Consider the following 24,628-nt stretch of genomic DNA (forward strand, 5'->3'; position numbering starts at 1 on the left):
AAATAAATTTTTAAAATAAGATAAATATTAAGATCTAATTAATATAAATACGACTTAAATCACACTTATCTGTATTTATGAAGAATTATATCTGTTTTAATTTTAAAAGTAATGATGCTTTGCATCCAACAGTATAAATTTTATGCTAAATCTTTATATTTAGATGTACGTCAATATGGATATATAGTTAAGTTTAATTAAATGAAGAAACATTTGAATTAAATAATTTAAAGGATATTTTAAATAAGCCTTTTAAAATAAAAATAAGCCATTGATGTATTTAAAATCATGGCTTAAATACTACACTTTGGTTAAAAATCATTCTTAAATTGAATGTAAATAAGCTTTAATCAGTGTAATGACTTGCTCTGGTTGTTCTGCATGTAACCAATGTCCTGCATTTTCCACGATTTGTATTTCAACATTGGAAAATTGCTGATGTATGGCTTCCAATTTATCAGGCTGAGCGACATAAGGTGAGTTTTCACCACGAATAAACAAGGTGGACTTACTCCATACTTGAAGATTATCCCAAGATAAAATATCTGCGTAATGTTGATACAAAGCATCCACATTAAAAAGCCACTGCCCCTTGTTAAAAGATTTGAGTAAGAATTGAATCACCATATTTTCTTGTAAATATTGCGCCATAATTTCAGTCGCTTGTTTACGACTTTCAATATTGGCACTTTTAACTGCAAATAATGCTTTAAAAATTTGATCATGATGATTTTCTTGGTAGGCAAAGGGTGCCATATCCAAAATGACAAGTTGTTGTAAGCGTGATGGAGCGACTTCTGTTAACTTCATCGCCAACTTTCCACCCATGGAATGCCCAATTGCAGAAAATTGCTCAATGTTCAGATAATCTAGAGTTTCCATGACATCTTGCGCCATGACTGCATAATTCATCTCATTTGTATGCGCTGATAGACCATGATTTCTGACATCAATTTGTACGATATCATATTGATCATTCAAAGCTCGAGCAAGAATGCCTAAATTAGACAAACTTCCAAATAAACCATGAATCAAGACAATTGGAATATTTTGATTGGGTTCAGTAGCAGGATGATATTGAAAATTGAGTAACATGAGAATATCCAAATTGAATTTCATACTTTATCAATCAGTATCATCTCAGGATCATGCTTATTGAACAATATTGAATTGATAAAAAAGGCATAATCAGAATTATGCCTTTTTAATAAAGTTCAATTGTCTTTATTTCATATGACCCGTTGTTAATTCTTCATTTAACAAGGTCTTGGTCGCTTCATTCAATTGCTTTTCAGGTACATTTTTACCTGCAAATTTTTCAGCCTGTTTCATGAAATGCATATAATGTGCATCTTTATCACTGTCTTTTTGGCGAGTAAAACGCAAACCTAAGACCTCATTTTCTTGAAATGCTTTATCCCAAGCTAAACGTACGGAACCCCAATAGGCTTTATTCTTCTCCCAATAGGTATAAGCAGGTTTGAAGTCGGTTTTGGTGACACGTACATAGGTATTGATACCTAATTCACGTGTTAAAGCAGATTTAGTTTTACTGTCATATTTAATATTGTCTTGTTCATGCACCCAACCTTCTGAGGTAATCGCTTGACGATTAGTTCCTGAAATCACGTCATAATCATCACGTGTAGTTAATTCACGACGTGGTAATGGGCGATAAGTGGCTTGAGATGACCAAGATTCAATACCATGGTCTTTAACCCAAACACCTAAACCTGCATAACGTGGTGAATCATCTACTTGCCAAACAGTTTGCAGCCATTTTCCTTTGCTTTGTTCAGGCGTTAATTGAACTTTTTTCCATTCATAATTACCAATGTATGACCACTTTGTGGTTGGCTCATAAGTCCAATCTTGACGCCAATGTTTGACAACATGCTCACCCACCATCAATAAATGTTGTAGTGAAATTTTATTTGGCGTGTTTTCTAAAACGATAACTGTTTCAAAGCCTTTAGAAATATCTGGTGGGTTAATATCGTAACCATTTTTTGCTGGGTAGATTTCTTCAAAACGGAAAGTGACTTGATATTCGCCTGCCATTTTTAAAATCGCTTGGCGTGCTTGTTCTGGGGTTAAATTTTCATGCAAAGATTGCTGTTGTGATGCATCAGTTAGACGGACTGATTTTTGTTCTGCATGCACTGCTGTTACCCCTAAAGCTAACATCGTTACTAAAATATAAGAAAGCTTAAATTTCATATTTACATTCCAAGATTGTATTAAAGCTGTGATTCATTCCGATTACATAGCAGAAGTGTTCGCTATTTGTTGTCTTATGAAATAAATCTAAAGGGTATTGTAAATTATTATGATAATGATTACCATTTACAGAAGTTAAATATTTCTATTTGTGAATGGTTGTTGTGAATAAACAGTCCCCGATTAAAGCTAAATTTAAGTCTAAGCCGAGTTTTTTATTATTCTCTCTCATTGCCTGTGGGCTTTTCTCAGTTCAACAGACATTTGCTGAACAAGTCGAAATTCAGAAATTACAAACTATTGTCGTGACAGGAACTCGTTCAGAAAAGATATTATTGGACAGCCCTATTCGTACAGAAATTATTAATGAAGATGAATTAAAACGAACCAATGCCACAACATTAAAAGATGCTTTAGAAAACGTTCCCGGCATTTTACTAAGAGAAATTCATGGTAAATCTGGTTATGAAATTTCCCTTCAAGGTCTAACCAGTGATCAAGTTCTGATTTTAATTGATGGTCTGCCCCTCGCTGCGAGCACAGGGTCAGTGGTTGATTTAAACCAGTATTTAGTTGCTGGAATTGACCATATTGAGGTGATTAAAGGTGCTGCATCTGCTCAGTACGGTTCCTCTGCAATGGGTGGTGTGATTAATATCATTACCAAGAAAGTACAAGAAGGCATTTCCGTTTCAGGGCAAGTTGATATTGGAAGCTATGGCAAACAGAATGCCAATGGAAAATCAGCATCTGTTAATAATCACCATGAAAAAATTAATATTGAAGCTTCACAAGGTGCATTTAAGGGCAGAATTACAGCAGACCAATTCAACAGTGATGGCTTTGCAGTTAATCCAGATCAATATCCTTTACAAGGTGATGAGCAAAATCGTCAGCAATATTCAATTTATGGTGCATGGCAACAGAGTGATCAATTTTCTATTTGGGCTGACTTCAATGACTATCAAGAAAAAGATCATCAGCGTAGTTTAATTTTTATTTCTCCATCTAATCGTGAAGAATACAAAGTTGAAGACATTGAACGCCAACGAATCAGTGCAGGTTCAAAATTTACGTTATTGAGCAATATCAATGTTGATGTAAAAGGTGTGCATGAAACTTATGACACAACGTCTACTCAAATGACGGATCATTATTTATCAGCTTCTCGGGTTTCAAATCAGGAAAATAATCATTTCAGTTCACAAGTTTCATTACCGACTTGGTACAAGCAAAATTGGCAATTTGGCTATGATTGGCATGAAGAAAAGCTAGAACAAAGCAATAACGGTAAATTTGAATTGCAAGGCGGATCGGTCTCTCGTGATCGCCATGAAGTATATGTACAAAATGATGCACAACTGACATCTAAATTAGATGCGGTATTCGGTTGGCGTTTTCAAAATGATGATGATTTTGGTGATCATAATGCCTTTAAACTCAGCACTAAATATCGTTTTCTTGAACAAAATGATCTATTGGCTGATTTAAGATTCAGTTATGGACAAGGTTATCGTGTTCCAAATTTAAAAGAACGCTTCTACTCTTTTGATCATAGTCATTTGGGCTATATCGTGATTGGTAATCCCAATTTAAAACCTGAATCATCTGACAGTTATCAACTGGGTATCAGTCTGGTTAACAATAATATTTGGAATGCTGATATCAATTTATTCTGGAATGATATCAAAGACCTCATCCAAACTGATTATGACAGTGCTGTGGTTATCAATGGTATTACTCAATATTCATACAGCAACGTTGCTGAAGCATCAACCAAAGGAGTTGAAACTACAGCTCAGTGGAATGTTAATCCTTATTTAACCCTTTCAGGTGGCTATACCTATACCGAAGCCAAAGACAAAACCACAGACAAATGGCTGACACGTAGACCGAAGCACATCGCACGATTAGGTGCAGATTATGCCTTAAATGATCAACTCGATTTCACGGTACGTGCTCGCTATCAAAGTGATGAATATGGTGATAGTGCCAATTTACATCAATCACCCGACTGGTTCAGCTTCGATACGCAAATCGATTATCAAATTTCACCTTACATCAGTGCCTTTGTGGGTATTGACAATATCTTTAACGAACAACGTGACTTTAATGCCTCGTTTGATTATCGCCCGATTGAAGGACGTTATACCTATACAGGGCTTCGTTTTAATTGGAATAAAAACCTTAAATAACTTTTTGAATTTCTTGGATGAATAACATGCTCAATACTCAATCAAACTTTGCAAAGCTATTTGCTTTATCGTCACTAAGTTTACTTTTAGCTGCCTGCGGTGGTGGCGGTGGAAGCGATAATTCAACAAGTGGTGGTACCACGACTCCTCCTGTCACCAATACTGATTTATTTACAGTCAAAGCCAAAGAATGGAAAATTGAACCTACTGTTAATACTTCATATTGCTATGATATTGATACTCAAACCGCAATTTCATGCGAAGGCTCAGATTGGGATGTAAAATTTGCAATGGGTACAAGAACTCCAGCACTATTTACCAATAGTGGCGTGAGCGGTTCAGGCACGGGTGGTGCTTTATATTCACCATTTAATGCAACATGGGAAAATCTGATTAAAGAAAAAGATGCAACGCAAGGTGGAAGTTTACCTGCTGCTGTTTGGATTGCCGATTCATATAGTAATGCCTTTATGGACAGTCAGAATGGCTTTAATAGCTTCTTTGAATATGATTTATTTGGTGATCACCGTATGTCACCTAACTTTAAAACGTTCTTAGTGACAACCGATACCACAAAAACAGCAACTATCGGAACAGCGGAAAAACCTATATTTGCCTTACAAATTTCAGACTACTATAAAGGTACAGCTTCTGGAAATATCACTGTTCGTTATATCAATACTTTAACTCCAGATGCTGATGCAAAAGTACTTTCAGTAGATGCAACGCAAGGTTGGGCGTATGTTGATTTAAAAACAGGCACAGTGAGCAATAGTAAAGATAGTAATTGGCAAATTGCATTTAATCGTTATAGCGTTCAATTAAACACAGGAATTGGCTCGCAAGTTGCTTCACAACCTGCTGGATTCTACACAACTGAAGGAAAAGCAATTGTTGAAAAATTTAAAGATGTCAATGCTGTAACAGCAACACTTGCAGATCTAAAAACGGCATCATCTGCAAAAGTCACCAAATGGGGCTCAAATACGATTACCTCAGTATTAAATCCTGTTTATCAAGGGGCATATCCAAATAAATTGTCTTATGGATGGTATAGCTATTATCCAACCATTGAATCTGCACAAGCAGATGGTTTACAAGCGGCCCATTCACTTGGGGCAAATCAAAATGCAGCAACGATGCTTCGTGGTAATAAAGGCAATAGCTATGCACGTATGCATTTAAAAACCATTGCTTATGCTGATCCAAGTAATTCTGGAAGTGCGACGAATTGGACATTTGAATTTGATGTTCAACCTGCTCAATAATAAATCATTGGCATAGAACCTTTTCAATTATTTCTTTTACAAGAAAATGAACAGATTCAGTTTATGCAAAATGATCCTTAAATTCCATCGTATTAGACGGAGCACTTGCTCCGTTTTTTATTGATAAAGCATCTTTAAATTAAAAACTAAGATTTTAAAACGATGATTTAAGAAAAGCCGATTGTATATAATCTAAAGTCGAAGCAATAATTAGAAATAATCCCTCATCAACTGTTGAGTCTGCCTTACTATTGGCTATATGATCTAGTTCAAATATTTTCGTTTAATTTAGGACTTTGAGCCATGTTTCAACATGTAGATCCTTATGCAGGTGACCCGATTCTTTCTCTTATGGAAGAGTTTAGTAAGGATGAACGGACACAGAAAGTCAATTTGAGTATTGGTCTATATTATAATGAGGACAATGTTGTTCCTCAGTTAGAAGCGGTGAAAGCGGCTTTTAAAAATATTGAACCAACCAATGATAAAGTTAAACTTTATTTACCAATGGATGGGTCTAAATCTTATAATCAAGCGACTCAAACCTTGGTTTTAGGAAAAGACAGTCAAGCACGTAAAGACGGACGTGCTGTCACTATCCAAACGCTTGGTGGTTCAGGTGCATTAAAAGTAGGCGCAGATTTCCTTAAAAAATACTTCCCAGAATCTGACGTTTGGGTCAGCCAACCGACATGGGAAAATCACATCGCGATTTTTAATGGTGCTGGTATTCAGTCACATTTTTATCCGTATTTCGATGCTGAAACCAATGGTGTCAACGTAGCTGCTATGCTTGCAGAGCTGAATAAGCTTTCTGCAAAAAGCATCGTATTGCTTCACCCATGTTGCCATAACCCAACAGGTGCAGACTTAACCCCTGCTGAATGGGATCAAGTGATTGAAGTTCTTAAAGCAAAAGACCTCATTCCTTTCTTAGACATTGCTTATCAAGGCTTTGGTCAAGGTTTAGAAGAAGATGCTTATGCAATTCGTGCTTTAGACCAATCTGGTATGAGCTTTATCGTCAGTAATTCATTCTCTAAAATATTTTCACTCTATGGTGAACGTGTGGGTGGCTTAACATTTATTTGTGATGATGCTGCAACTGCACAAAAAGTATTGGGGCAATTAAAAGCAACAGTACGCCGTATTTATTCAAGCCCACCAACAACAGGTGCGTTATTGGTTGATAATGTATTGAACAGTGCTGAATTAACTGCTCAGTGGCAAGTTGAACTACAAGAAATGCGCGAACGTATTATTCAAATGCGTGTATTACTACAGTCTAAACTTAATGCTGCTCTGCCTGATCGTGACTTTAGCTACTTAGTGAAACAACAAGGTATGTTTAGCTACACAGGCTTAACTGCGCAACAAGTTGATATTTTAAAAGATACATACGGTATTTATCTGCTTCGTAGTGGTCGTATGTGTGCTGCTGGTTTAAATTTGAATAACATTGATTATGTTTCAAATTCAATTGTAGATGTTTTAAAAGCAACAGCTTAATTTAAGCATTAAACTTTTTTCACCAATATTCAAAAAAAATCTAATAAAAAACGGGCGCATTGTCCGTTTTTTATTTTTGAACTAAAACCAGTTAATTTACTCATTCATAATTCGCATGTTCATAAGTGACTTTAAATGGATTACGCTTCACATTGACATAAAAAATCTTTTGGCTCACTGAATCTACAAATGCATAACTCGATTTATCATTGGTTTGGGCTAGATCCGTAAAAAATCGTTTTGCATACGCCACATTCGGCGGATAAGTTAAATCATATTGCGTCACGCCAATAAAGATGGGATAGGTATCCTTATTACACAATTGAATTTGTTGAACTTTAAACTGATTTTTCTCAAGAAGCTCTTTGTTTGGATGGCTCCACTTCGTAATATCAACCGTTTTGCACCCCTTCGCCACTTTTTGATAAAGCTTAGTTGATGATGGCGGTAATTTTGCATATATATTGCTACATATCAGTAGCATAGAAAGTAATCCAAGATATTTTATAGTTTTCATCATTCTTCCTTTTTTATCTTCACTTATGAATAACTATTTTTGTTTTTAAAAATATAAAGCGTTGTTAATTTATCATTATTTTGTGACTAGTTATACACTAATATATAACCAGTCTGTATTAATTTTAATTTTCTGGCTAAAAATTAATCACCGTTCGAATAGATTTACCTTCATGCATTAAATCAAAAGCTTCATTGATTTTATCTAATGTCATGGTATGTGTAACAAATGGCGCAAGTTGAATGTCGCCTTTCATTGCATCTTCAACCATACCAGGTAGTTGTGAACGACCTTTTACACCACCAAAGGCAGTTCCTCTCCAACTACGACCTGTCACCAATTGGAATGGACGCGTTGAAATTTCTTGACCTGCGCCTGCAACACCAATAATGATGGATTGTCCCCATCCACGATGTGCACATTCCAGTGCAGAACGCATCACATTAGTATTGCCAATACATTCAAATGAATGATCCACACCCCAACCTGTCATTTCAACAATTACTTGTTGAATCGGCTGATCATAATCTTTTGGATTTAAAAAGTCTGTCGCACCAAACTCTTTAGCAAGTTCAAACTTATCGGGATTGGTATCAATCACGATAATACGACCCGCTTTCGCTTGATGTGCACCTTGTACAACCGCAAGTCCAATTCCACCTAAGCCAAAGACTGCAACACTGTCACCTTCCTGAACTTTTGCCGTATTGTGTACAGCACCAATTCCTGTAGTAACACCACAGCCTAGTAAACAAACTTGCTCTGGGTTTGCTTCAGGATTGATTTTAGCGAGAGAGACTTCAGCAACGACAGTATATTCACTAAAAGTTGAACAACCCATATAGTGGTAAATCGGCTCACCCTTATAAGAAAAACGTGTTGTACCATCAGGCATTACGCCTTTGCCTTGTGTTGCACGTACAGCAACGCAAAGATTGGTTTTATCCGATTTACAGAAGAGGCATTCACCGCACTCAGCGGTATAAAGTGGAATAACGTGATCACCGACTTGAACGGAGGTTACGCCCTCGCCGACTTCAACTACAATTCCTGCGCCTTCATGTCCTAAAACGGCAGGAAAAACACCTTCTGGATCATCGCCTGAAAGTGTGAAAGCATCGGTATGACATACACCCGTATGGGTAATTTTAACCAGAACTTCACCTTTTTGTGGTGGAGCAACATCAATTTCAACAATTTCTAAAGGCTTACCTGGACCAAATGCAACAGCTGCACGTGATTTCATTTCACTTTCATCCTTTTCGGTTCAGTACTTGAATAGATGAGCTACAGTAACCTTTTTCACTTTACAGATTCAAGCAGTAACTCATATTATGCTTGGGTGAAGATTGAGTTTTTAAACTATAAATGAAATATCAACCAGCTACGATAGCCATCTTACTTTCTGTTTTTACTATTACGGGATGTTCTTTGCCGATGAATCAATCAAAACAAGAAAATGCCATTATTGCGCACCCTGAACATTGGATTAACAATTCAGAAACTGCATCAAAGCTACAACAAGGTCTGACCGCTTATTTGGCAATGAATGATGCTTTTCAAAGCATTGCAGCACGGGTTCATCTGATTAGAGAAGCTAAATATAGCCTTGATTTGCAATATTATATTTGGGCTGATGATTTTATTGGCAGATTGATGTTGCATGAGCTATTAAAAGCGGCTGATCGTGGTGTGAAAATTCGCTTATTACTGGATGATCAAAATGGAACGAAAATAGACCCACAATTAAAAGCCTTGTCTGTACATCCTAATATTTCAATTAAAATTTATAATCCTTATAAATACCGAAAGTTTAGAATCATGGATTATTTATTAAGAACCATGAAAATTAATTATCGAATGCATAATAAACTGATTATTGCGGACGGCATTATTGCAGTAACAGGTGGTCGAAATATCAGTAGTGAATATTTTGATGCCAGTGATTCTTTCCAATTTACAGATATGGATATTTTATTTTTTGGTACTGCCGTTAAACATGCCAATGAAGTCTTTCATGATTTTTGGAATTTTGAATTAAGCTATCCAGTTCAACAGTTGATTGCTCAAGGAAATCAAGATGATCTTAAAAAATTACGTGTTGAATATCAAAAATTAGAACGTAATGATGTTCCGACGGATGAAAAAGTCAATGAAGAGCAAAAAGAACTTGCCAATGAATTGAATCAAAATCGTATCAATTGGGCACATGCTGACTTTTTAGCAGATTCGCCGAAAAAAACCTTGGGTCATGCGCAAGGCAATGAACTTATTTCCCATCAAATTAGAAACCACATGGGCGACCCCAAACAGGAAATGGATTTAATTGCAGCTTATTTTGTTCCAACGCAAAGTGGTACAAACTACCTTACTCAATTTCCAGCGAAAAATGTCAAAGTTAGAGTACTTACCAATTCATTTGTCGCAAATGATGTTGCGCTCGTACATGCTTTTTATCAGAAATATCGTGTGGATTTACTCAAAGGTGGGGTTAAACTGTATGAGTTTAAACCCTATATTGAACGTAAACGTCGTACATGGTATGAAGTTGTAACAGGTAACGTGATTCCTAAAAAGGGAAAAAATACTTCTAGTTTGCATGCCAAATTTATTGATATTGATGACAAAGTTTTTATTGGCTCATTTAATTTAGACCCACGCTCATTCAATTTAAATACTGAAGTCGGTTTAGTGGTTAAATCTGATCTATTACAAGAACAAGTATCCAGTTTATTAGATCGTACTTTACTGACTGTTTCCTATGAACTTAAGCTAAACAATAAAGGTGAAATCATTTGGCTTGATCATCAACAAGATGGTAAAACCATTGAATATACAACAGATCCTAAAACCTCAAAATTTCAAAGATTTGTGATGCATTCAGTCTCATATCTACCGATTGAATGGTTAATGTGATCGATCATTAAAGTATATCTATACGAAATACATCCATCTTTAAGTTTTGAGTAGCTATATAAACTAAAAATGTATTTAACAGTTTTACTACATATTGATGTTTTTTAAATAGCGTACTCAACCTCTCAACTGTTAAGCTAAAACGAGAATAATGATCGATTTTTTACGCATTATATAAAATCATGAGCTTTCCTAGTCTCTTTTAAAAAGCTTTAGATCAAAAGTTTATTCATGATTTTTATCTTTATAATTTAAGAAAATACAAAAAATAGGATGGTAGACATTTATGAATCAAGACCAACAAAATCAAATAAATTCGAAGCATAAAAATATTTTAGAAAATGGACAGTGGATTAATGATCCGCAAATTAGGGAAAAATTAGCACAAAATTTAACGGCTTATTTGGCAATGAATGAAGCTTTTCAAAGTATTGCAGCACGTGTACATCTTATTCGAAATGCCCAGAATACTCTTGATTTGAAATACTATATTTGGAGTAATGATTTCATTGGGAATTTATTACTGGATGAATTATTACAAGCGGCTGATCGCGGAATTAAAATTAGATTATTGATTGATGATCAAAATGGCGTATCACTGGATGAACATTTAAAGCACATCAGTGGCCATCCCAATATTCAAATCAAAATTTATAATCCTTACAAATTTAGAAATTTTAGAGCCATTGATTATGTGATTCGGGGTAAACAAATTAACCATCGTATGCACAATAAATTGACCATTGCTGATGATGTCATTGCAGTTACAGGCGGACGGAATATTGGCAGTGAGTACTTTGAAGCAAGTGATCATTTCCAATTTACAGATATGGATATTTTGTTTTTTGGTCATGTGGTACGTGATGCGAAAGCTGCGTATTTACAATTTTGGGAACATCCATTAAGCGTCCCTGTGATTGATATTATGGGCACGGGTACAGCTGAACAATTACAACAGTTAAGAGACGAATATATTGAACTAGCAAAGAAGAATATCCAGATCGATTATAAGGTCGATACTGAGCAAAAAAAGCTAGAAAATCTTTTACAAAAAACGATTTTGAATTGGGCCCCTGCCTTTTTTCTTGCGGATTCTCCTAAAAAGACCTTGGGACAAGCCAAAGGTCATGAGTTGATTTATGAGCAAATCATGCAAGAAATGGGCACCCCAAAACATCAATTGGATTTAATTTCAGCTTACTTTGTGCCTACCAAAGAAATTGATTATTTATCAAAACTTCCTGCTCAAAATGTCAAAGTTCGTGTATTGACCAATTCTTTTCTTGCCAATAATGTGGCTATGGTTCATGCCTTTTATCAAAAATATCGTCATCGACTATTAAAAAGTGGCGTAAAACTTTATGAGTTTAAATCCTTGATTGAACGTGAAGATTTAACTTGGTATGAGCGTATGACAGGCAATATTATTCCGAAAAAAGGCAAAGATCGCTCTTGCTTACATGCCAAATTCATTCATGTCGATAACAAAGTTTTTATTGGTTCTTTTAATTTTGATCCGCGTTCTTTTGAACTGAATACTGAAGTGGGTTTACTGATTGAATCGGAACAATTGAAAAAGCAAATTACAGATTTACTCGATCAACATCTGCATAAAATTGCCTATGAATTAAAACTGAATCAACAAGGTAAAATCATTTGGCTTGAGCATACAGATAACGGGGAAATTAAAGAGTTTAACAAAGACCCTAAAACTTCAAGATTCCAAAGATTTATGATGAAATCGACTTCATTACTTCCTATTGAATGGATGATGTAATGACATTCACCATATATTTAAGCTGATTCTTAAAATTTTAAGTGCTATAGACCTCTTGCATAAACATTTTTATTTCCCATTCGAAGAGTAAAATAAATAGCCTTTGAAGATTTATGCAAGATGTCTTATACAGCAGATTCAAACAAACATAGCCCACTCTTTTGCATCACGACTTTTACCTGACTAAAACTAGCTTGGTTTAATGCAACTAAATGTTCTTGCTGTGACATATATAATTGATTATTTTGCATCGCATTTTCAGCAAATAAATGGTCACAGACTAAATAGATAGCATTGGGTTTAAGTAACATTTTAACTTTTTGATGAAATTTTTCTGCATATGCTTTATGACGTAATTCGTGTAAAGCCTGATGAATAATCACAACATCATACTGCCCTACATCTTGGTTCCAATGTTCTGTTTTAAAATCACCTAAGTAAAATTTTGACCTATCTAGATCATCAGAAAGTAGCTTACTTTTAGATAGTTTATGCATAGCATCTGAAAAATCAAAAGCGCTATATTCAATCTTTTGGCAATGGCTGAGCAAATGCTTGGCTAAAAAGCCAGGACCAGAACCAAGTTCCAAAACTTCAACTTTAGATTGCTTTAAATTTTGAATGCGTTGTACATAACGATCAAAAAATTCATAACGCCAAGGGCGTTTGGTATTGGCTTCACTCGCCCATTTTTCTGCATCTTTTTCATTGCGCAAATCAATTGGGCTTGGAACTTCTCTTATATTCATTGTTCTCTCTTTGACCGGTAGGAATGGAATGTTTTATACAATTCTTAAATCTATATGTTTCATAATTACTCAAATTTATTATTGTTTACCATGTCATCCATAACAAGTTTTAATACATCAAATACTCGTTTATCAATACATTGAGCCACATTAAATCGCATAAAACGGTGCGCATCTTGTGACTGGCTAAAGGAATTTCCCGGAGCTAAAATAACACCTTGGTTTAGACATAATTTGGATAATATTGAAGCATCGATATGTTCAGGTAATTTACACCACAAAAAAATTCCTGCTTTAGGAACCATCCATGGATGAATATCTAAAAGCGCTAATTTTTTAATGGTTTCATTCATTTGCTTAATTAGCGTTTTTCTTAACCAATCTAAATGTTTAGGATAGCTACTATCCATTAAAGCTTGATAAATAATTTCAGTATTTAAATTACCACCACTAAAATGTGTTGCAATGTTTAAATCAATCAGTTGATCTATTCGGTTTAAATTTGAAATAATGTAACCACAACGAATTGACGCTGAAAGGGTTTTAGAAAAACTTCCGATTTGAATCACATGTTCAAACCCTGAAAGTGAGGCATATCTTGGCGCAGGTATAAACTCAAAATCAGCAAAAATATCATCTTCAACAATAAGTAAATTTTCTTTTTCAGCGAGTTTAGCAACTTGGTATGCCGTTTGGATTGAAAGACTTGCTCCTGTCGGATTATGAATACCCGAATTGGTTAAATAAATTTTAGGTTTTAAATTTAAAGTGCGTTCAAAATATTCAATATCAGGACCTTTCTCTGTAAAAGGAATTGCAACTGCTTGTAATTTATGTGCTTTGATTAAAGCTTGAAAATTAAAATAGCAAGGATCATCAATTAAAATGACATCCCCAGCTTGTAGTAATAATCTAAAAATCAAATCGATAGATTGTGTGGCTGAATCAGTAATTAAAATTTGTGATGTATTAATTTTTAAATCATAACGCTCTTTTTTCCTTGCAATATACTGCCTTAAACCTAAATGTCCATTAGGTTCAGCGTAGTCTAAAAGTACTGTCGCATTTGAACGTGATACAACTTTTAATGCTTTTCGAATACTTTGCTCAGGCATCCATTCTGTGGGTAACCATCCACACCCAGATTTTAAAACCTCTGGTTTTGCTTCCAAAGACTGCCTTGAAATCCATAATGGATCGACTTCGCGATCCAATTTCATCGGAGCTTCATGAAATTGAGTGAATGATGATTTTCCTAGTACGAAATAGCCTGCACCAAGTCTTGGCTCAATAATTCCTTCCGCCACTAAGCGAGAATAGGCTTCTACGACAGTAGATACAGAACAATTTAATTGTTTCGAAAACTGACGTACTGATGGTAAACGAGTACCTGCAATCAAACTTTTGTTGGCGATTTGATCTTGGATGAATTGTATCGTCTGATCAATCTTGGTTTTTTTCATCATAATTTCATCATCTGAATTTAACAGACATCTCAAAATAATTAAATTGTACTGGTTAAATAAGCATTACAGTTTGTTTTAATCGTACTGTATTGTGCATATTCATTTTTATCTTATCGCAGTTTAATCATCCTATTCAACGCATAAATGCAATGTGCTTTTTTTTAGATAAATGATTTAAGATGAGTAATACCGAATGGATAAAATAAATCAGGGTTGGTTAAATGGTTTAATCGGGGTCATAATTTTTGCAGGATCAATGCCTGCGACACGAATTGCTGTGACAGGTTTTAATCCTGAGTTTTTAACGGGAATTCGTGCGGTGATTGCAGGCGTACTTGGGCTGATTTGTCTTATAGCCTTACATCAAACTAAACCTAATAAACCACAAACCCACTCATTGATCATTGTCGCAGTTGGTGTGGTTATTGGCTTTCCATTATTTACAGCTTTAGCATTACAAACCATTAGTTCTGCTCGCGCACTGGTATTTGTAGGATTACTCCCTCTTTCTACGGCTATTTTTAGTGTATTACGTACAGGTGAGAGACCTAATTTAAAATTTTGGTTCTTTGCCATTTTAGGCAGTAGTTTTGTTATAGGTTTTATGTTGCTTCATGGTCAAGATCAAATATTGGCGATAGGTGATCTGTATATGCTCGCTTCGATTATTCTCTGCGGATTAGGCTATGCGGAAGGTGGTAAACTTTCTCGTGAATTGGGTGGATGGCAAGTGATTTGTTGGGCATTGGTGATTGCTTTGCCTTTTATGATTTTATTCAGTTTATATTCTTTGCCTGAAAATTTTGACCAAGTCACCAGCTCATCTTTCATGGGGCTATTATATGTCTCTACTTTCAGTATGTTGATTGGATTTTTCTTTTGGTACAAAGGTTTAGCTTTAGGTGGCATTGCTAAAGTTGGACAAATTCAATTGGTTCAACCATTTATAGGACTGATACTCTCTGCATTTTTATTGGGAGAACATGTCAGTTTATCAATGATCTTGGTCTCTTGTGCAGTTGTGCTTTGTGTCGCATTGGCAAAGAAGTTTGCTTAACCTTTATAGATTTTTATTTCACTTATAGGGTAAAAAAGAAAGTAATTTTAAGTATTTATAGAAAATGTCTTTTTTATAATTCAGTTAAATTAAGCCTATTTCTAAAAATAACTCTCGGTATACATCTGCCTTCTTCTCTAAAGCCAAAGGATAAGCTCTGGATGAAGATGGCATTCGGTACAATGTTATTTCACGCTTAGCAAAATAAACCTGTGAAGATTCGCCAATCATTGGTTTTACAGACCCTTCGGGCATAGATAACATCAAAGTATCTGTGGCTTTATCGCCAGTCGTCATCATGTTGTGACACAAAGGAATTTGAGCTAACAGTTTATTCAAATCAGTGGGTGTTTCAATTTGTAGGAACTTATCAGCAGCATTGGCTTTTAAACGAATCACTTGATAAGCCGTGTCAAAGATCGCAATCCCCTTTTCGGTTAGAAAATTTCGAATCAAATCTTCTTTAAAATTTTTATTGAATAAATCTAAAAAATAATCTTTATCTTGAAAAAATATAATACCAAATATTCGCCACATATCATTTTGATAATTCGGATAATAGAAATCCATTTTCCAACGTGTTTGAGGTGGTGGAAAACTTCCAAGCATGAGTAACTTGGCATTTATCGGTAAAAAAGGTTTAAGCGGATGGGTTTCAATCATGTAATTAACTTAATCAATTAAAACTAATATTTATAATTTATTTACTATAATAAGTATACTAAAATAGTATGAATAATAAAATTTGTATCAATATATTTATTAAAAATTAAAAAAGTTATAAAAAACAACATTAAAAAATTTTGCATAACGTTTATTAAAATTCTTAATTTTGTAAAAATAAGTCACAAATATTTATTAAATTGCATATTTATTAAAATAAGAATTGTTAAAAAAATCACAATAATTAAATAAAATAATAAAAATAACTATAAATCTTATTATCTTAAAAGTAATGATAAAAATATAATTACTGATATTATTATTTCGCCATTATCAGGATAATTAGAAATGAATATAAATGTGAATTTAGAAAAATTAAGCGTACTACTTGGGGAAAGTTTAAAATTTGATTTAGATGATCTAAATAAAATACTTAATATTAATTTTGATAAGTATAGTCATAAAAAAGCGATAATATTTGGTTTGCAAGAAATTAATTATCTTGATTTAAAAAATAAGGTTTTAAGTCTTTCTAAAAAACTACTTAAATTTGAATTAAGTATTGAAGAGCCCATCGCTATTTTATTAGAACCATCTATAGAAAATATTATTGCTCAGCTTGCTATATTAAATATAGGCGCAACTTGCGTGCCATTGGATATTAATCAGCCTAATTTAAGATTAGGAAAAATGATAGAAAGTTTAGATATTAAAGTAATTATCAAAAAAGAAAATTGTAAAAATAAACTAGTGGCTGAAAATCATGTCTATATTGACAATGTTGATGAATTTGTAGGAATTAATAATGGACTAGTAGAACTTAAGTCAGATCACCGTACACATATATTACATACTTCAGGAACAACTGGAACACCTAAAGCAGTGCAAATACAAGCCAATGGTCTATTAAGACTGGCTTTTAATACTGAGTTTTCACCTATCTATGAATCAGATGTAGTCGCACATATTAGTAATACTACCTTTGATGCATCATTATTTGAAATCTATGGTGCATTGCTAAATGGTGCAACATTATGCATATTACCAAAACAAATAATATTAGACAGTTATTCATTTAAAGACTCCATACAAAAATATAAAATTGATGTAATGGCTATTACAACAGCGTTATTTAATCTAATTGGTACGGCAGACCCAGCGACATTTACTGGATTAAGAACTGTTATTGTCGGCGGAGAAGCTGCAAATGCTTATATTATGCGTGATGTTCTTCTTCATTCAGGGATATTAAATTTAAGAAATGGATATGGACCTACTGAGTGTACAACTTATGCATCTTCACGCCATGTAACACTAGAATATTTAGATAACAAGTCAATTGTTGATATTGGCTCCCCAATTAGTAATACACATATTTATATTTTAAATGAACATCAACAGGTCGTTCCTGTAGGTGAAACAGGTGAAATATATATTTCAGGAAATGGTGTAGCTCGATCATATTTTAACAATGATGAGGAAAATTTTAAAAAATTTATAACAATCGATATTTTTGGTCATCAAATTAATATGTATAGAACAGGTGATATTGGTTATATCACGCAAGACCAACATGTAGAATATCTAGGTAGAAAGGATAATCAAATTAAAATACGAGGACATCGTATTAATTTAGAAGAAATTGAAAACGAAATTTTAAATACCCAATTAATAAAATCAGTTGTTATTGATTTTATTAAACCTGAAGATATAAATAAAGAAGCCTACTTAAAAGCTTTTATTGTTCCAAGTAATGAAAATTTCAATATGGATCAATTTAAAAATAATTTAGAGCAGATTCTTCCTATATATATGCTACCACGTATATCTATCGTACCCTATATTCCACTAAACCCTAATGGTAAGGCAGATAAAAAACAACTGCATGAATTTGAAAAAATTAATAATATATTTCAAGATCAAAACGAATCTGAAATATTAGTGAGTTTAAAAGGAATATGGAAAGATCTGTTAGATTACAATCATATTAAAAATGAAGATAATTTCTTTGACTTAGGTGGTAGTTCTCTACAGGTTGCCACACTTGTCATGGAAATAGAAAAAAAATATCAGATTAAATTACCTATAATCACACTTTATGATTATGCAACAGTTGCTCAATTAGCAAAATTGATAGAAGGAAAACAAGCAAAAATTGATAGCCAATACATTGATAATACTATTGATATTCTAAAAAAAGATAGTGAAATAGAACTGCCTTCTTTCGATCAAAATTTTAAAAAAATTGATTGGCTATCATCAGATGAAGGTCAAGTATTTGTTACAGGCGTTACAGGCTTTTTAGGTGCTTTTTTTCTTGCAGATTTATGTGAACTAGAACATGTTAAAAAAGTATATTGCCTCGTTCGTGCAAAAAATCATGATGATGGATTTCAAAGAATTCGAGAAAACTTAGTTAAATACGATATGTGGCATGAAAATTATATTGATAAAATTGTCGTGCTTACAGGCTACTTAGATCAAGTTAAATTTGGATTAACAGATTCTATCTATCAAAATTTATGTACGCATATTAGTGTTATTTTTCATTTAGGTGCGCACGTAAACTACATTCAACCTTATTCTATTCATAAACCAGCTAATGTCATTGGTACATTGAATATTCTTCAATTTTCTATTGAAGGACGAGTGAAACCATTGCATTACATATCAAGTATTGCTGCATATGGACCGACTGGCTTCTTTAATGGAACAAAGATCCTTTTAGAAAATGATGACTTAGACTTACATTTAAATTGTTTGAAATATGATACTGGTTATTCTCAGAGCCAATGGGTCGCAGAAAAAATCATTACTCGTGCCCAAAACTTAGGTCTGCCTATAAATATTTTTAGACCTGGATTTATTATGGGCGATAGTCATAAAGGCATAGGTAATGAAAAAGACTTTGTTGCTCGATTTATAAAAGGTTGTTTATTGATATCTGCATTTCCTAAATTAGAAAATCAGAAAAAAGAATTTATTGCTGTTGATTATGTAAGTTCTACTTTGTTAAATATTTCAAGTCAAATGAATCACTATGGGGAAGCTTATAATTTAGTTCCATTAGATCATCAGTCTTCTATTTCATTAATTGATTTATATCATTATCTTGATGATTTAGATTATCCACTTGATCTATTGGATTATTCTTCATGGATTAATAAATTGGAAACGTCTGAAAATTTAGACAGTAATCCTTTATTACCTCTTTTACCCATGTTAAAAGAATCTGTATATGGTTCTTTATCGCGTTGGGAGGTTTATGAAAATATGCCTATTTATAGTACAGATAACGTTAAAGCTAAACTAGGTCAAGATATTGAATCGCCGACTTTAAATAAGAGTATTTTAGATAAATATTTATCTTATTGGAAAGCAAGTGGTTTTTTATCCTAAATTCTTATATTTAATTAATTATTAATTAATTAATAGTTATCCTAAGTTAAACCTCTTTAGCTTAGGATGCTTTATTTAAATTGTATTTAATTAAACTTGCCACTTCTTTCGCCCAAATTTGATAAATTTCCTTACTAGGATGAAAGCCATCTTCTGCCATTTCGAGATTTAAAGCTTGAAACTTCTTTAAGTCATATTTAATCAACTCATAATTCGATTTTTTCTCTACAAATTGAATTAAAGCTTGATTCATTTTTTTCGTATATTGTCCAAAGAGCCAAGCCAATGGATTGGGTAATGCAGGAAACATATTCATGGGTGGAACGCCTGAGACTAAAACTAAATTTGGACTAAAGCGCTGTTCAATTTCACAATAAAGCTGAGTTTGTTGTTTGATCCATTTTTGTGGCGAAGTTAGTTTTGTTACATCATTTACACCCACAGAACTAATCACAACATCAAAATGCTGAGGTATTAATTGCTTGGCATTTTGAATGACTTGAAGTGTTGTATCACCCGTCTTGGCTTGCAAATGATAGCTAATTTCAAACTGATTTTTCAATTCAGATAATACACAACCAAGTAAAGCATGTTCTTGCGATTGAACCCCAACACCCGCTGCTGCGGAGTCACCTAGAATTAAAATTGATAAACTTTTACCCTGCCCAATTACACCACAGCGCTCACCCTCTGGTTCAAGTAAACGAGGTGTATTTTTCTTTACTTGATAGCCTTGAATAATCAGTGCTGGAATCAATACAAATGTAAAAGCTTTAAGTAGCATAAAAGTTAAATATGGTGACAAACAATCAATGTATTTTATCTGTATTCTTTGGTCAATATCGGCTTATCTAATTCTTTATTGATCTAGATTACATGATATAAGCTTATTACATAAAGCCTTTTATAGAAAAAACCCTAAACTAAGAAATTGAGCAAAACTTTTAAGAGCTTTGCTCAATAAATGGATATTAACCTAACTTATTTACAATTCTCAAAGGTAATACTTTCATTGCTAAACCGAGAGGTAACCACGGCCATTGTGGCACATAGGCTTTTACGGGTTCTTTCTCTATCGCTTTCACCAATAAATGTGAACCTGTTTTTTCATCCACTTCAAAAGGTAGTTTTTTAGCACCTTCATTAATTTCTGTACGAATATAACCAGGGAAAATAGTGGATACTTTAATTTTTGTATCAATCAATTCTGCACGTATACCTTCAGCTAAATGCGCAACGGCTGCTTTACTTGCACCATAAGCGGTTAAATGTTTTGGCATGCCACGAATCGCACTCATTGATGAAATCATCACTAAATGACCAAATTTCTGTTCACGGAATATTTCTACAGCCGCTTCTGCTTGTGCTAAGGCTGAAATAAAATTGGTTTCTACCGTAGTACGGTTTATTTCAAATTTACCATTTCCAATACGACGACCATCACCCACACCAGCATTCACAATAACACGGTCTATTGTGCCAAACTCCGCTTTAAACTCACGAAAGACTTGGAAAACTTGATCATAATTGGTCACATCTAAAACTTTAGCGATCACTTTAACGCCATATTTACTTTCTAACTCTTTCTTTAAAGTTTCAAGCCGTTCTAAACGACGTGCGCAAACTGCAAGGTTATAGCCTTTTTGAGCAAATTCACGTGCCATGCCTGCGCCAATACCTGAACTTGCACCTGTAATCAAAATTGTTTTAGCCATATTTATTGTCCTTTTTCTTTAAATCCAAGTCAGTAATTGTGAGTTTTCAGCTTTTATAAAGTGATGTTCATTTAAACTCAGTAATTGTGGTTCATTCCCAACCAATCGCAAAGTGGTCATACTCGCATTAGCAATTGCCCAATTCAGCGCAAATGTTTTATTTGGGCTCAATTCTAAAAGCTTTCCTGCTGCCACGGAAATCACACCGCCCGAAGTAAACACCACTGCATAACGAGGTTGAGTTTTTGCCAGTTCATCACATAAATTTTGCAATGCTGTTTCCACTCTTAATTTAAACACTGGCCAAGATTCATCATATTCATGGTGAAATTCACCGCCTGTCCAACGACCAATTGCACTTTCAAAAATTTTAGCTAAATAAGCACGTGGATTACTTTCTTTAGATACATCTTCTTTGAGTAAATGCGGCTCATTAAAGCGAGGTTCGTACTGTGCAAAGACTTGCTGATGATTAAATTCATTCCAAGCAGAATTTGTATGTACGTGAGCATTAGGAAAACATTCAGCTAAAGCAATATTGGTGGTCTGTTGATGTCGTTGCATTGAACCAGAAACAACATAAGGTTCTTCTTTCAAAATTTTCTTAAAATATTGACCCAATATTTGAGCTTGTAATTCACCATTGGCTGAAAGCTTGTCATAACTTTCAGCACCAAATGAAGCTTGCCCATGACGAATTAAATAAATTGTGGTCATTTTCCTAAAATTTCCTTCATTTTTTCCATATACTTTTGTGCAAGTTCATTTGCTTCTAATTTTTGCAAACCAATCAATTTTAATGCACGGATATGCAACGCATGAATGACAATCCAAAAATCCTTAAATGCAGGATTATCAGTTTGCTTGTGGTAATAACGATAGTAAATTTGCTGTGCAATAACAGCTAAACGAAAAATACCAAATACTTCGTAAAATGCCCAGTTTTCAGGTTTTAATCCTGTTTTTTCTAAATAATAGTCAACCACTTCTTTTCGAGTAAACATGCCTTTTAAATGTGTAGGTTGACGACGCGTGGCTTTAAAAATTTGACTATCAGTATCTTCAACCCAATAGGCCAAAGCAGAACCTAAATCCATCAAAGGATCACCAATGGTTGCCATTTCCCAATCCAAGACACCAATCACTTCAGTCGGATTTTTAGGATCTAAAATCACATTATCAAAACGCCAATCATTATGAATGACACAACTTTTCGAATCTGCTGGAATATGATCATTTAACCATTTTCGTACGAATTTGAATGACGGTACATTAATGGTATGGGCTTTTTCGTAACGTGCATCCCAACCTTCAACTTGGCGACGACAATATCCGTCGCCTTTACCTAGTGTTTCAAGTTTAGTGCCTAAATATGGTACTTGGTGTAACTCAATGAATTTGTCTAAAACATTGGTACAAAGTTGATGAACTTGTTCTTCATTGAACTGTAATTCTGCTGGTAATTTCGCACGCGGGATAATACCTTCAATTCGTTTCATGACATAGAAGTCGCAACCAATGACAGATTCATCCTGACATAAAGCCACCATTTCTGGGACAACAGGATAAAAATCAGCAAGATATCTTTGTACATTATATTCACGTACCATGTCATGTGCAGACTTGGCTTTAGTACCTTTCGGTGGACGACGTAAAATTAAATCGGCATTGTTATATTTTAAGCGATATGTCCAATTCGATGCTCCACCTGAATATTGAGTAACTTCAACAGGCCCTTCAATTTCACTACCATTTTCAACAAGCCAGTTACTCACTGCGCGAGTATCAAGTTCTTCGCCTTCCCGAATATTTCCGCCAAGATCAATCACCGACATTTTTTATTCCCTAATCCATCATCTTTAAAATTCAAAAGAGGTTTCACCACAGCGATGAAACCTGATTTAAACTATTTTATTCATTCAAAATAGTATTACTTTTTACTTGAACCATAACCACGTTTTTTAAGTTCTAATTTTGCAATCATCCCTTTATGTACTTCATCTGGACCATCAGCTAAACGAAGGCTTCGTGCCTGCGCAAAAAATCCAGTTAAAGGTGTATCACGAGAAACGCCCATACCACCATGAATTTGAATGGCCATATCCACGACTTTTTCAAGTACATTCGGTGCGACCACTTTAATCGCTGAAATTTCAGTTAACGCAGCCATATTCCCTAAAGTATCCATTTTATAAGCAGCATACAAGGTTAAAAGTCGAGCTTGGTCAATGGCCACTCGCGCTTCAGCAATTCGTTCTAAATTTCCACCTAATTTTAAAATTTCTTTACCAAATGCTTTACGGCTCATACCTCGGTCTATCATCAATTCCAATGATTTTTCAGCAGCACCAATACAACGCATACAATGGTGAATCCGACCAGGGCCTAAACGACCTTGTGCAATTTCAAAACCTTGTCCTGCGCCACCAATAAAGTTTGCAACGGGAACACGTACATTTTCAAAGCTAATTTCGCCGTGACCATGTGGTGCATCATAATCACCAAACACAGGTAGCATTCGTTCAATTTTGACGCCTGCTGTATCTACAGGAACCAAAACCATAGAATGTTGATGATGACGATCTTTGCTTTCATCTGGCGTATGTGCCATAAAAATAATGATCTTTGCATTTGGATCACCTAAACCTGAAGACCACCATTTACGACCGTTTAATACAATTTCATCACCAACGACCACCGCAGTCGCTTGCATATTGGTCGCATCACTTGAGGCAACCGCAGGTTCAGTCATACAAAAGACTGAACGAATTTTTCCTTCTAATAATGGCGTTAACCATTGTTCTTTTTGTGCTGTACTGCCATAACGCCAAATCACTTCCATATTGCCAGAATCAGGTGCATTACAATTAAAAACTGTCGGTGCGATTAAACTGCGTCCAGACAATTCCGCAATATGCGCATATTCTTGTACAGAAAGCCCTTGCCCTAAAATTGGATCAGGCAAGAACATATTCCACAGTCCTGCTTGTTTGGCTTTATTTTTGAGTAGTTCTAGTTGTTCTGGCCATTGCCATTTGGTCCAATCACCACCTTGATTCAGCTCATGAACTTCATTCCAAAATGCTGTTTCAATTGGTTCAATTTCATTCTTAATAAAGGCTTTGGTGCGTTCAACATAGTCTTGTGCACGTGCTGATAATTCAAACATGGCAACTT

The 24,628-nt window shown here is 34.4% G+C and carries 19 protein-coding genes; 7 read left to right on the plus strand and 12 right to left on the minus strand.

Annotated features, from left to right (window positions below; all coding sequences use genetic code 11):
- Positions 1-324 precede the first annotated feature (324 nt).
- Positions 325-1,095, minus strand: coding sequence for an alpha/beta fold hydrolase (locus tag B9T35_RS13460; RefSeq protein WP_086191624.1), 771 nt, complete (start codon positions 1,093-1,095; stop codon positions 325-327).
- A gap of 129 nt (positions 1,096-1,224) precedes the next feature.
- Positions 1,225-2,220 (minus strand): DUF6607 family protein, encoded by a 996-nt coding sequence (locus B9T35_RS13465; protein WP_086191625.1) that lies wholly within the window; start codon positions 2,218-2,220, stop codon positions 1,225-1,227.
- Between the two features lie 155 nt (positions 2,221-2,375).
- Here B9T35_RS13465 and B9T35_RS13470 point away from each other — a divergent pair, with 155 nt between their 5' ends.
- The 3 genes from B9T35_RS13470 to B9T35_RS13480 all read left to right on the plus strand — a co-directional run bounded on the left by B9T35_RS13470 (position 2,376) and on the right by B9T35_RS13480 (position 7,192).
- On the plus strand, positions 2,376-4,415 hold the full coding sequence (locus B9T35_RS13470) for a TonB-dependent receptor plug domain-containing protein (protein ID WP_086191626.1): 2,040 nt from the start codon (positions 2,376-2,378) through the stop codon (positions 4,413-4,415).
- Positions 4,416-4,441: 26 nt separating this feature from the next.
- Positions 4,442-5,683, plus strand: coding sequence for an HmuY family protein (locus B9T35_RS13475; protein WP_086191627.1), 1,242 nt, complete (start codon positions 4,442-4,444; stop codon positions 5,681-5,683).
- A 303-nt stretch (positions 5,684-5,986) separates the two neighbouring features.
- Positions 5,987-7,192, plus strand: a complete 1,206-nt coding sequence (locus B9T35_RS13480; RefSeq protein ID WP_086191628.1) for an aromatic amino acid transaminase — start codon at positions 5,987-5,989, stop codon at positions 7,190-7,192.
- A gap of 100 nt (positions 7,193-7,292) precedes the next feature.
- On the opposite strand, the gene B9T35_RS13485 is transcribed toward B9T35_RS13480, so the two are convergent.
- Together B9T35_RS13485 and B9T35_RS13490 are read right to left on the minus strand one after the other, a co-directional pair.
- Entirely contained in the window at positions 7,293-7,709 is a 417-nt protein-coding gene (locus B9T35_RS13485) for a hypothetical protein (RefSeq protein WP_086191629.1), read from the minus strand.
- Between the two features lie 136 nt (positions 7,710-7,845).
- Positions 7,846-8,955 carry an S-(hydroxymethyl)glutathione dehydrogenase/class III alcohol dehydrogenase gene (locus B9T35_RS13490; protein ID WP_086191630.1) on the minus strand — a complete coding sequence of 370 codons (1,110 nt, stop codon included), beginning with the start codon at positions 8,953-8,955 and terminating at the stop codon, positions 7,846-7,848.
- Positions 8,956-9,146: 191 nt separating this feature from the next.
- Between B9T35_RS13490 and B9T35_RS13495 the strand changes: the two genes are divergently transcribed.
- Together B9T35_RS13495 and B9T35_RS13500 are read left to right on the plus strand one after the other, a co-directional pair.
- Positions 9,147-10,625 carry a phospholipase D family protein gene (locus B9T35_RS13495; protein WP_086191706.1) on the plus strand — a complete coding sequence of 493 codons (1,479 nt, stop codon included), beginning with the start codon at positions 9,147-9,149 and terminating at the stop codon, positions 10,623-10,625.
- A 286-nt stretch (positions 10,626-10,911) separates the two neighbouring features.
- Positions 10,912-12,402: a phospholipase D family protein gene (locus B9T35_RS13500; RefSeq protein ID WP_086191631.1), complete on the plus strand. Its 1,491-nt coding sequence runs from the start codon at positions 10,912-10,914 to the stop codon at positions 12,400-12,402.
- Positions 12,403-12,527: 125 nt separating this feature from the next.
- On the opposite strand, the gene B9T35_RS13505 is transcribed toward B9T35_RS13500, so the two are convergent.
- Complete coding sequence (locus B9T35_RS13505) at positions 12,528-13,151, minus strand: class I SAM-dependent methyltransferase (protein ID WP_086191632.1); 624 nt, start codon at positions 13,149-13,151, stop codon at positions 12,528-12,530.
- 65 nt (positions 13,152-13,216) lie between these two features.
- Entirely contained in the window at positions 13,217-14,614 is a 1,398-nt protein-coding gene (locus B9T35_RS13510) for a PLP-dependent aminotransferase family protein (protein ID WP_086191707.1), read from the minus strand.
- A 196-nt stretch (positions 14,615-14,810) separates the two neighbouring features.
- Here B9T35_RS13510 and B9T35_RS13515 point away from each other — a divergent pair, with 196 nt between their 5' ends.
- Complete coding sequence (locus B9T35_RS13515) at positions 14,811-15,674, plus strand: DMT family transporter (protein ID WP_086191633.1); 864 nt, start codon at positions 14,811-14,813, stop codon at positions 15,672-15,674.
- Between the two features lie 84 nt (positions 15,675-15,758).
- Here the strand turns inward: B9T35_RS13515 and B9T35_RS13520 are convergent, their stop codons facing one another.
- Complete coding sequence (locus B9T35_RS13520; protein WP_086191634.1) at positions 15,759-16,337, minus strand: uracil-DNA glycosylase family protein; 579 nt, start codon at positions 16,335-16,337, stop codon at positions 15,759-15,761.
- 348 nt (positions 16,338-16,685) lie between these two features.
- Here B9T35_RS13520 and B9T35_RS13525 point away from each other — a divergent pair, with 348 nt between their 5' ends.
- Positions 16,686-19,736, plus strand: a complete 3,051-nt coding sequence (locus B9T35_RS13525; RefSeq protein ID WP_086191635.1) for a thioester reductase domain-containing protein — start codon at positions 16,686-16,688, stop codon at positions 19,734-19,736.
- A gap of 61 nt (positions 19,737-19,797) precedes the next feature.
- On the opposite strand, the gene B9T35_RS13530 is transcribed toward B9T35_RS13525, so the two are convergent.
- The 5 genes from B9T35_RS13530 to B9T35_RS13550 form a co-directional block, all read right to left on the minus strand.
- A complete protein-coding gene (locus B9T35_RS13530) occupies positions 19,798-20,520 on the minus strand; it encodes an SGNH/GDSL hydrolase family protein (RefSeq protein ID WP_086191636.1) in 723 nt (240 codons plus the stop codon).
- Positions 20,521-20,707: 187 nt separating this feature from the next.
- Positions 20,708-21,451 (minus strand): SDR family oxidoreductase, encoded by a 744-nt coding sequence (locus B9T35_RS13535; protein WP_086191637.1) that lies wholly within the window; start codon positions 21,449-21,451, stop codon positions 20,708-20,710.
- A gap of 18 nt (positions 21,452-21,469) precedes the next feature.
- On the minus strand, positions 21,470-22,168 hold the full coding sequence (locus B9T35_RS13540) for a histidine phosphatase family protein (protein ID WP_086191638.1): 699 nt from the start codon (positions 22,166-22,168) through the stop codon (positions 21,470-21,472).
- Positions 22,165-23,286 (minus strand): phosphotransferase family protein, encoded by a 1,122-nt coding sequence (locus tag B9T35_RS13545; protein ID WP_086191639.1) that lies wholly within the window; start codon positions 23,284-23,286, stop codon positions 22,165-22,167. Before B9T35_RS13545 ends, B9T35_RS13540 begins: the two co-directional genes overlap by 4 nt.
- Before the next feature lie 95 nt (positions 23,287-23,381).
- The gene (locus B9T35_RS13550) at positions 23,382-24,620 is read right to left on the minus strand and encodes an acyl-CoA dehydrogenase family protein (protein ID WP_086191640.1); all 1,239 of its coding nucleotides are present in this window, start codon (positions 24,618-24,620) and stop codon (positions 23,382-23,384) included.
- Between the last annotated feature and the right edge of the window lie 8 nt (positions 24,621-24,628).

Origin of the sequence: Acinetobacter sp. ANC 3832, assembly GCF_002135415.1 — a bacterium.
Lineage (GTDB): Bacteria > Pseudomonadota > Gammaproteobacteria > Pseudomonadales > Moraxellaceae > Acinetobacter.

What these genes read in the sequence shown, in the direction of transcription:
- B9T35_RS13545 (WP_086191639.1), bottom strand. Translation starts at nt 23,286, where the DNA reads ATGTCGGTGATTGATCTTGGCGGAAATATTCGGGAAGGCGAAGAACTT.
- B9T35_RS13480 (WP_086191628.1), top strand. Translation starts at nt 5,987, where the DNA reads ATGTTTCAACATGTAGATCCTTATGCAGGTGACCCGATTCTTTCTCTT.
- B9T35_RS13475 (WP_086191627.1), top strand. Translation starts at nt 4,442, where the DNA reads ATGCTCAATACTCAATCAAACTTTGCAAAGCTATTTGCTTTATCGTCA.
- B9T35_RS13485 (WP_086191629.1), bottom strand. Translation starts at nt 7,709, where the DNA reads ATGAAAACTATAAAATATCTTGGATTACTTTCTATGCTACTGATATGT.
- B9T35_RS13510 (WP_086191707.1), bottom strand. Translation starts at nt 14,614, where the DNA reads ATGAAAAAAACCAAGATTGATCAGACGATACAATTCATCCAAGATCAA.
- B9T35_RS13535 (WP_086191637.1), bottom strand. Translation starts at nt 21,451, where the DNA reads ATGGCTAAAACAATTTTGATTACAGGTGCAAGTTCAGGTATTGGCGCA.
- B9T35_RS13500 (WP_086191631.1), top strand. Translation starts at nt 10,912, where the DNA reads ATGAATCAAGACCAACAAAATCAAATAAATTCGAAGCATAAAAATATT.
- B9T35_RS13490 (WP_086191630.1), bottom strand. Translation starts at nt 8,955, where the DNA reads ATGAAATCACGTGCAGCTGTTGCATTTGGTCCAGGTAAGCCTTTAGAA.
- B9T35_RS13460 (WP_086191624.1), bottom strand. Translation starts at nt 1,095, where the DNA reads ATGTTACTCAATTTTCAATATCATCCTGCTACTGAACCCAATCAAAAT.
- B9T35_RS13520 (WP_086191634.1), bottom strand. Translation starts at nt 16,337, where the DNA reads ATGATTGAAACCCATCCGCTTAAACCTTTTTTACCGATAAATGCCAAG.
- B9T35_RS13515 (WP_086191633.1), top strand. Translation starts at nt 14,811, where the DNA reads ATGGATAAAATAAATCAGGGTTGGTTAAATGGTTTAATCGGGGTCATA.
- B9T35_RS13470 (WP_086191626.1), top strand. Translation starts at nt 2,376, where the DNA reads ATGGTTGTTGTGAATAAACAGTCCCCGATTAAAGCTAAATTTAAGTCT.
- B9T35_RS13495 (WP_086191706.1), top strand. Translation starts at nt 9,147, where the DNA reads ATGAATCAATCAAAACAAGAAAATGCCATTATTGCGCACCCTGAACAT.
- B9T35_RS13540 (WP_086191638.1), bottom strand. Translation starts at nt 22,168, where the DNA reads ATGACCACAATTTATTTAATTCGTCATGGGCAAGCTTCATTTGGTGCT.
- B9T35_RS13465 (WP_086191625.1), bottom strand. Translation starts at nt 2,220, where the DNA reads ATGAAATTTAAGCTTTCTTATATTTTAGTAACGATGTTAGCTTTAGGG.
- B9T35_RS13530 (WP_086191636.1), bottom strand. Translation starts at nt 20,520, where the DNA reads ATGCTACTTAAAGCTTTTACATTTGTATTGATTCCAGCACTGATTATT.
- B9T35_RS13550 (WP_086191640.1), bottom strand. Translation starts at nt 24,620, where the DNA reads ATGTTTGAATTATCAGCACGTGCACAAGACTATGTTGAACGCACCAAA.
- B9T35_RS13505 (WP_086191632.1), bottom strand. Translation starts at nt 13,151, where the DNA reads ATGAATATAAGAGAAGTTCCAAGCCCAATTGATTTGCGCAATGAAAAA.
- B9T35_RS13525 (WP_086191635.1), top strand. Translation starts at nt 16,686, where the DNA reads ATGAATATAAATGTGAATTTAGAAAAATTAAGCGTACTACTTGGGGAA.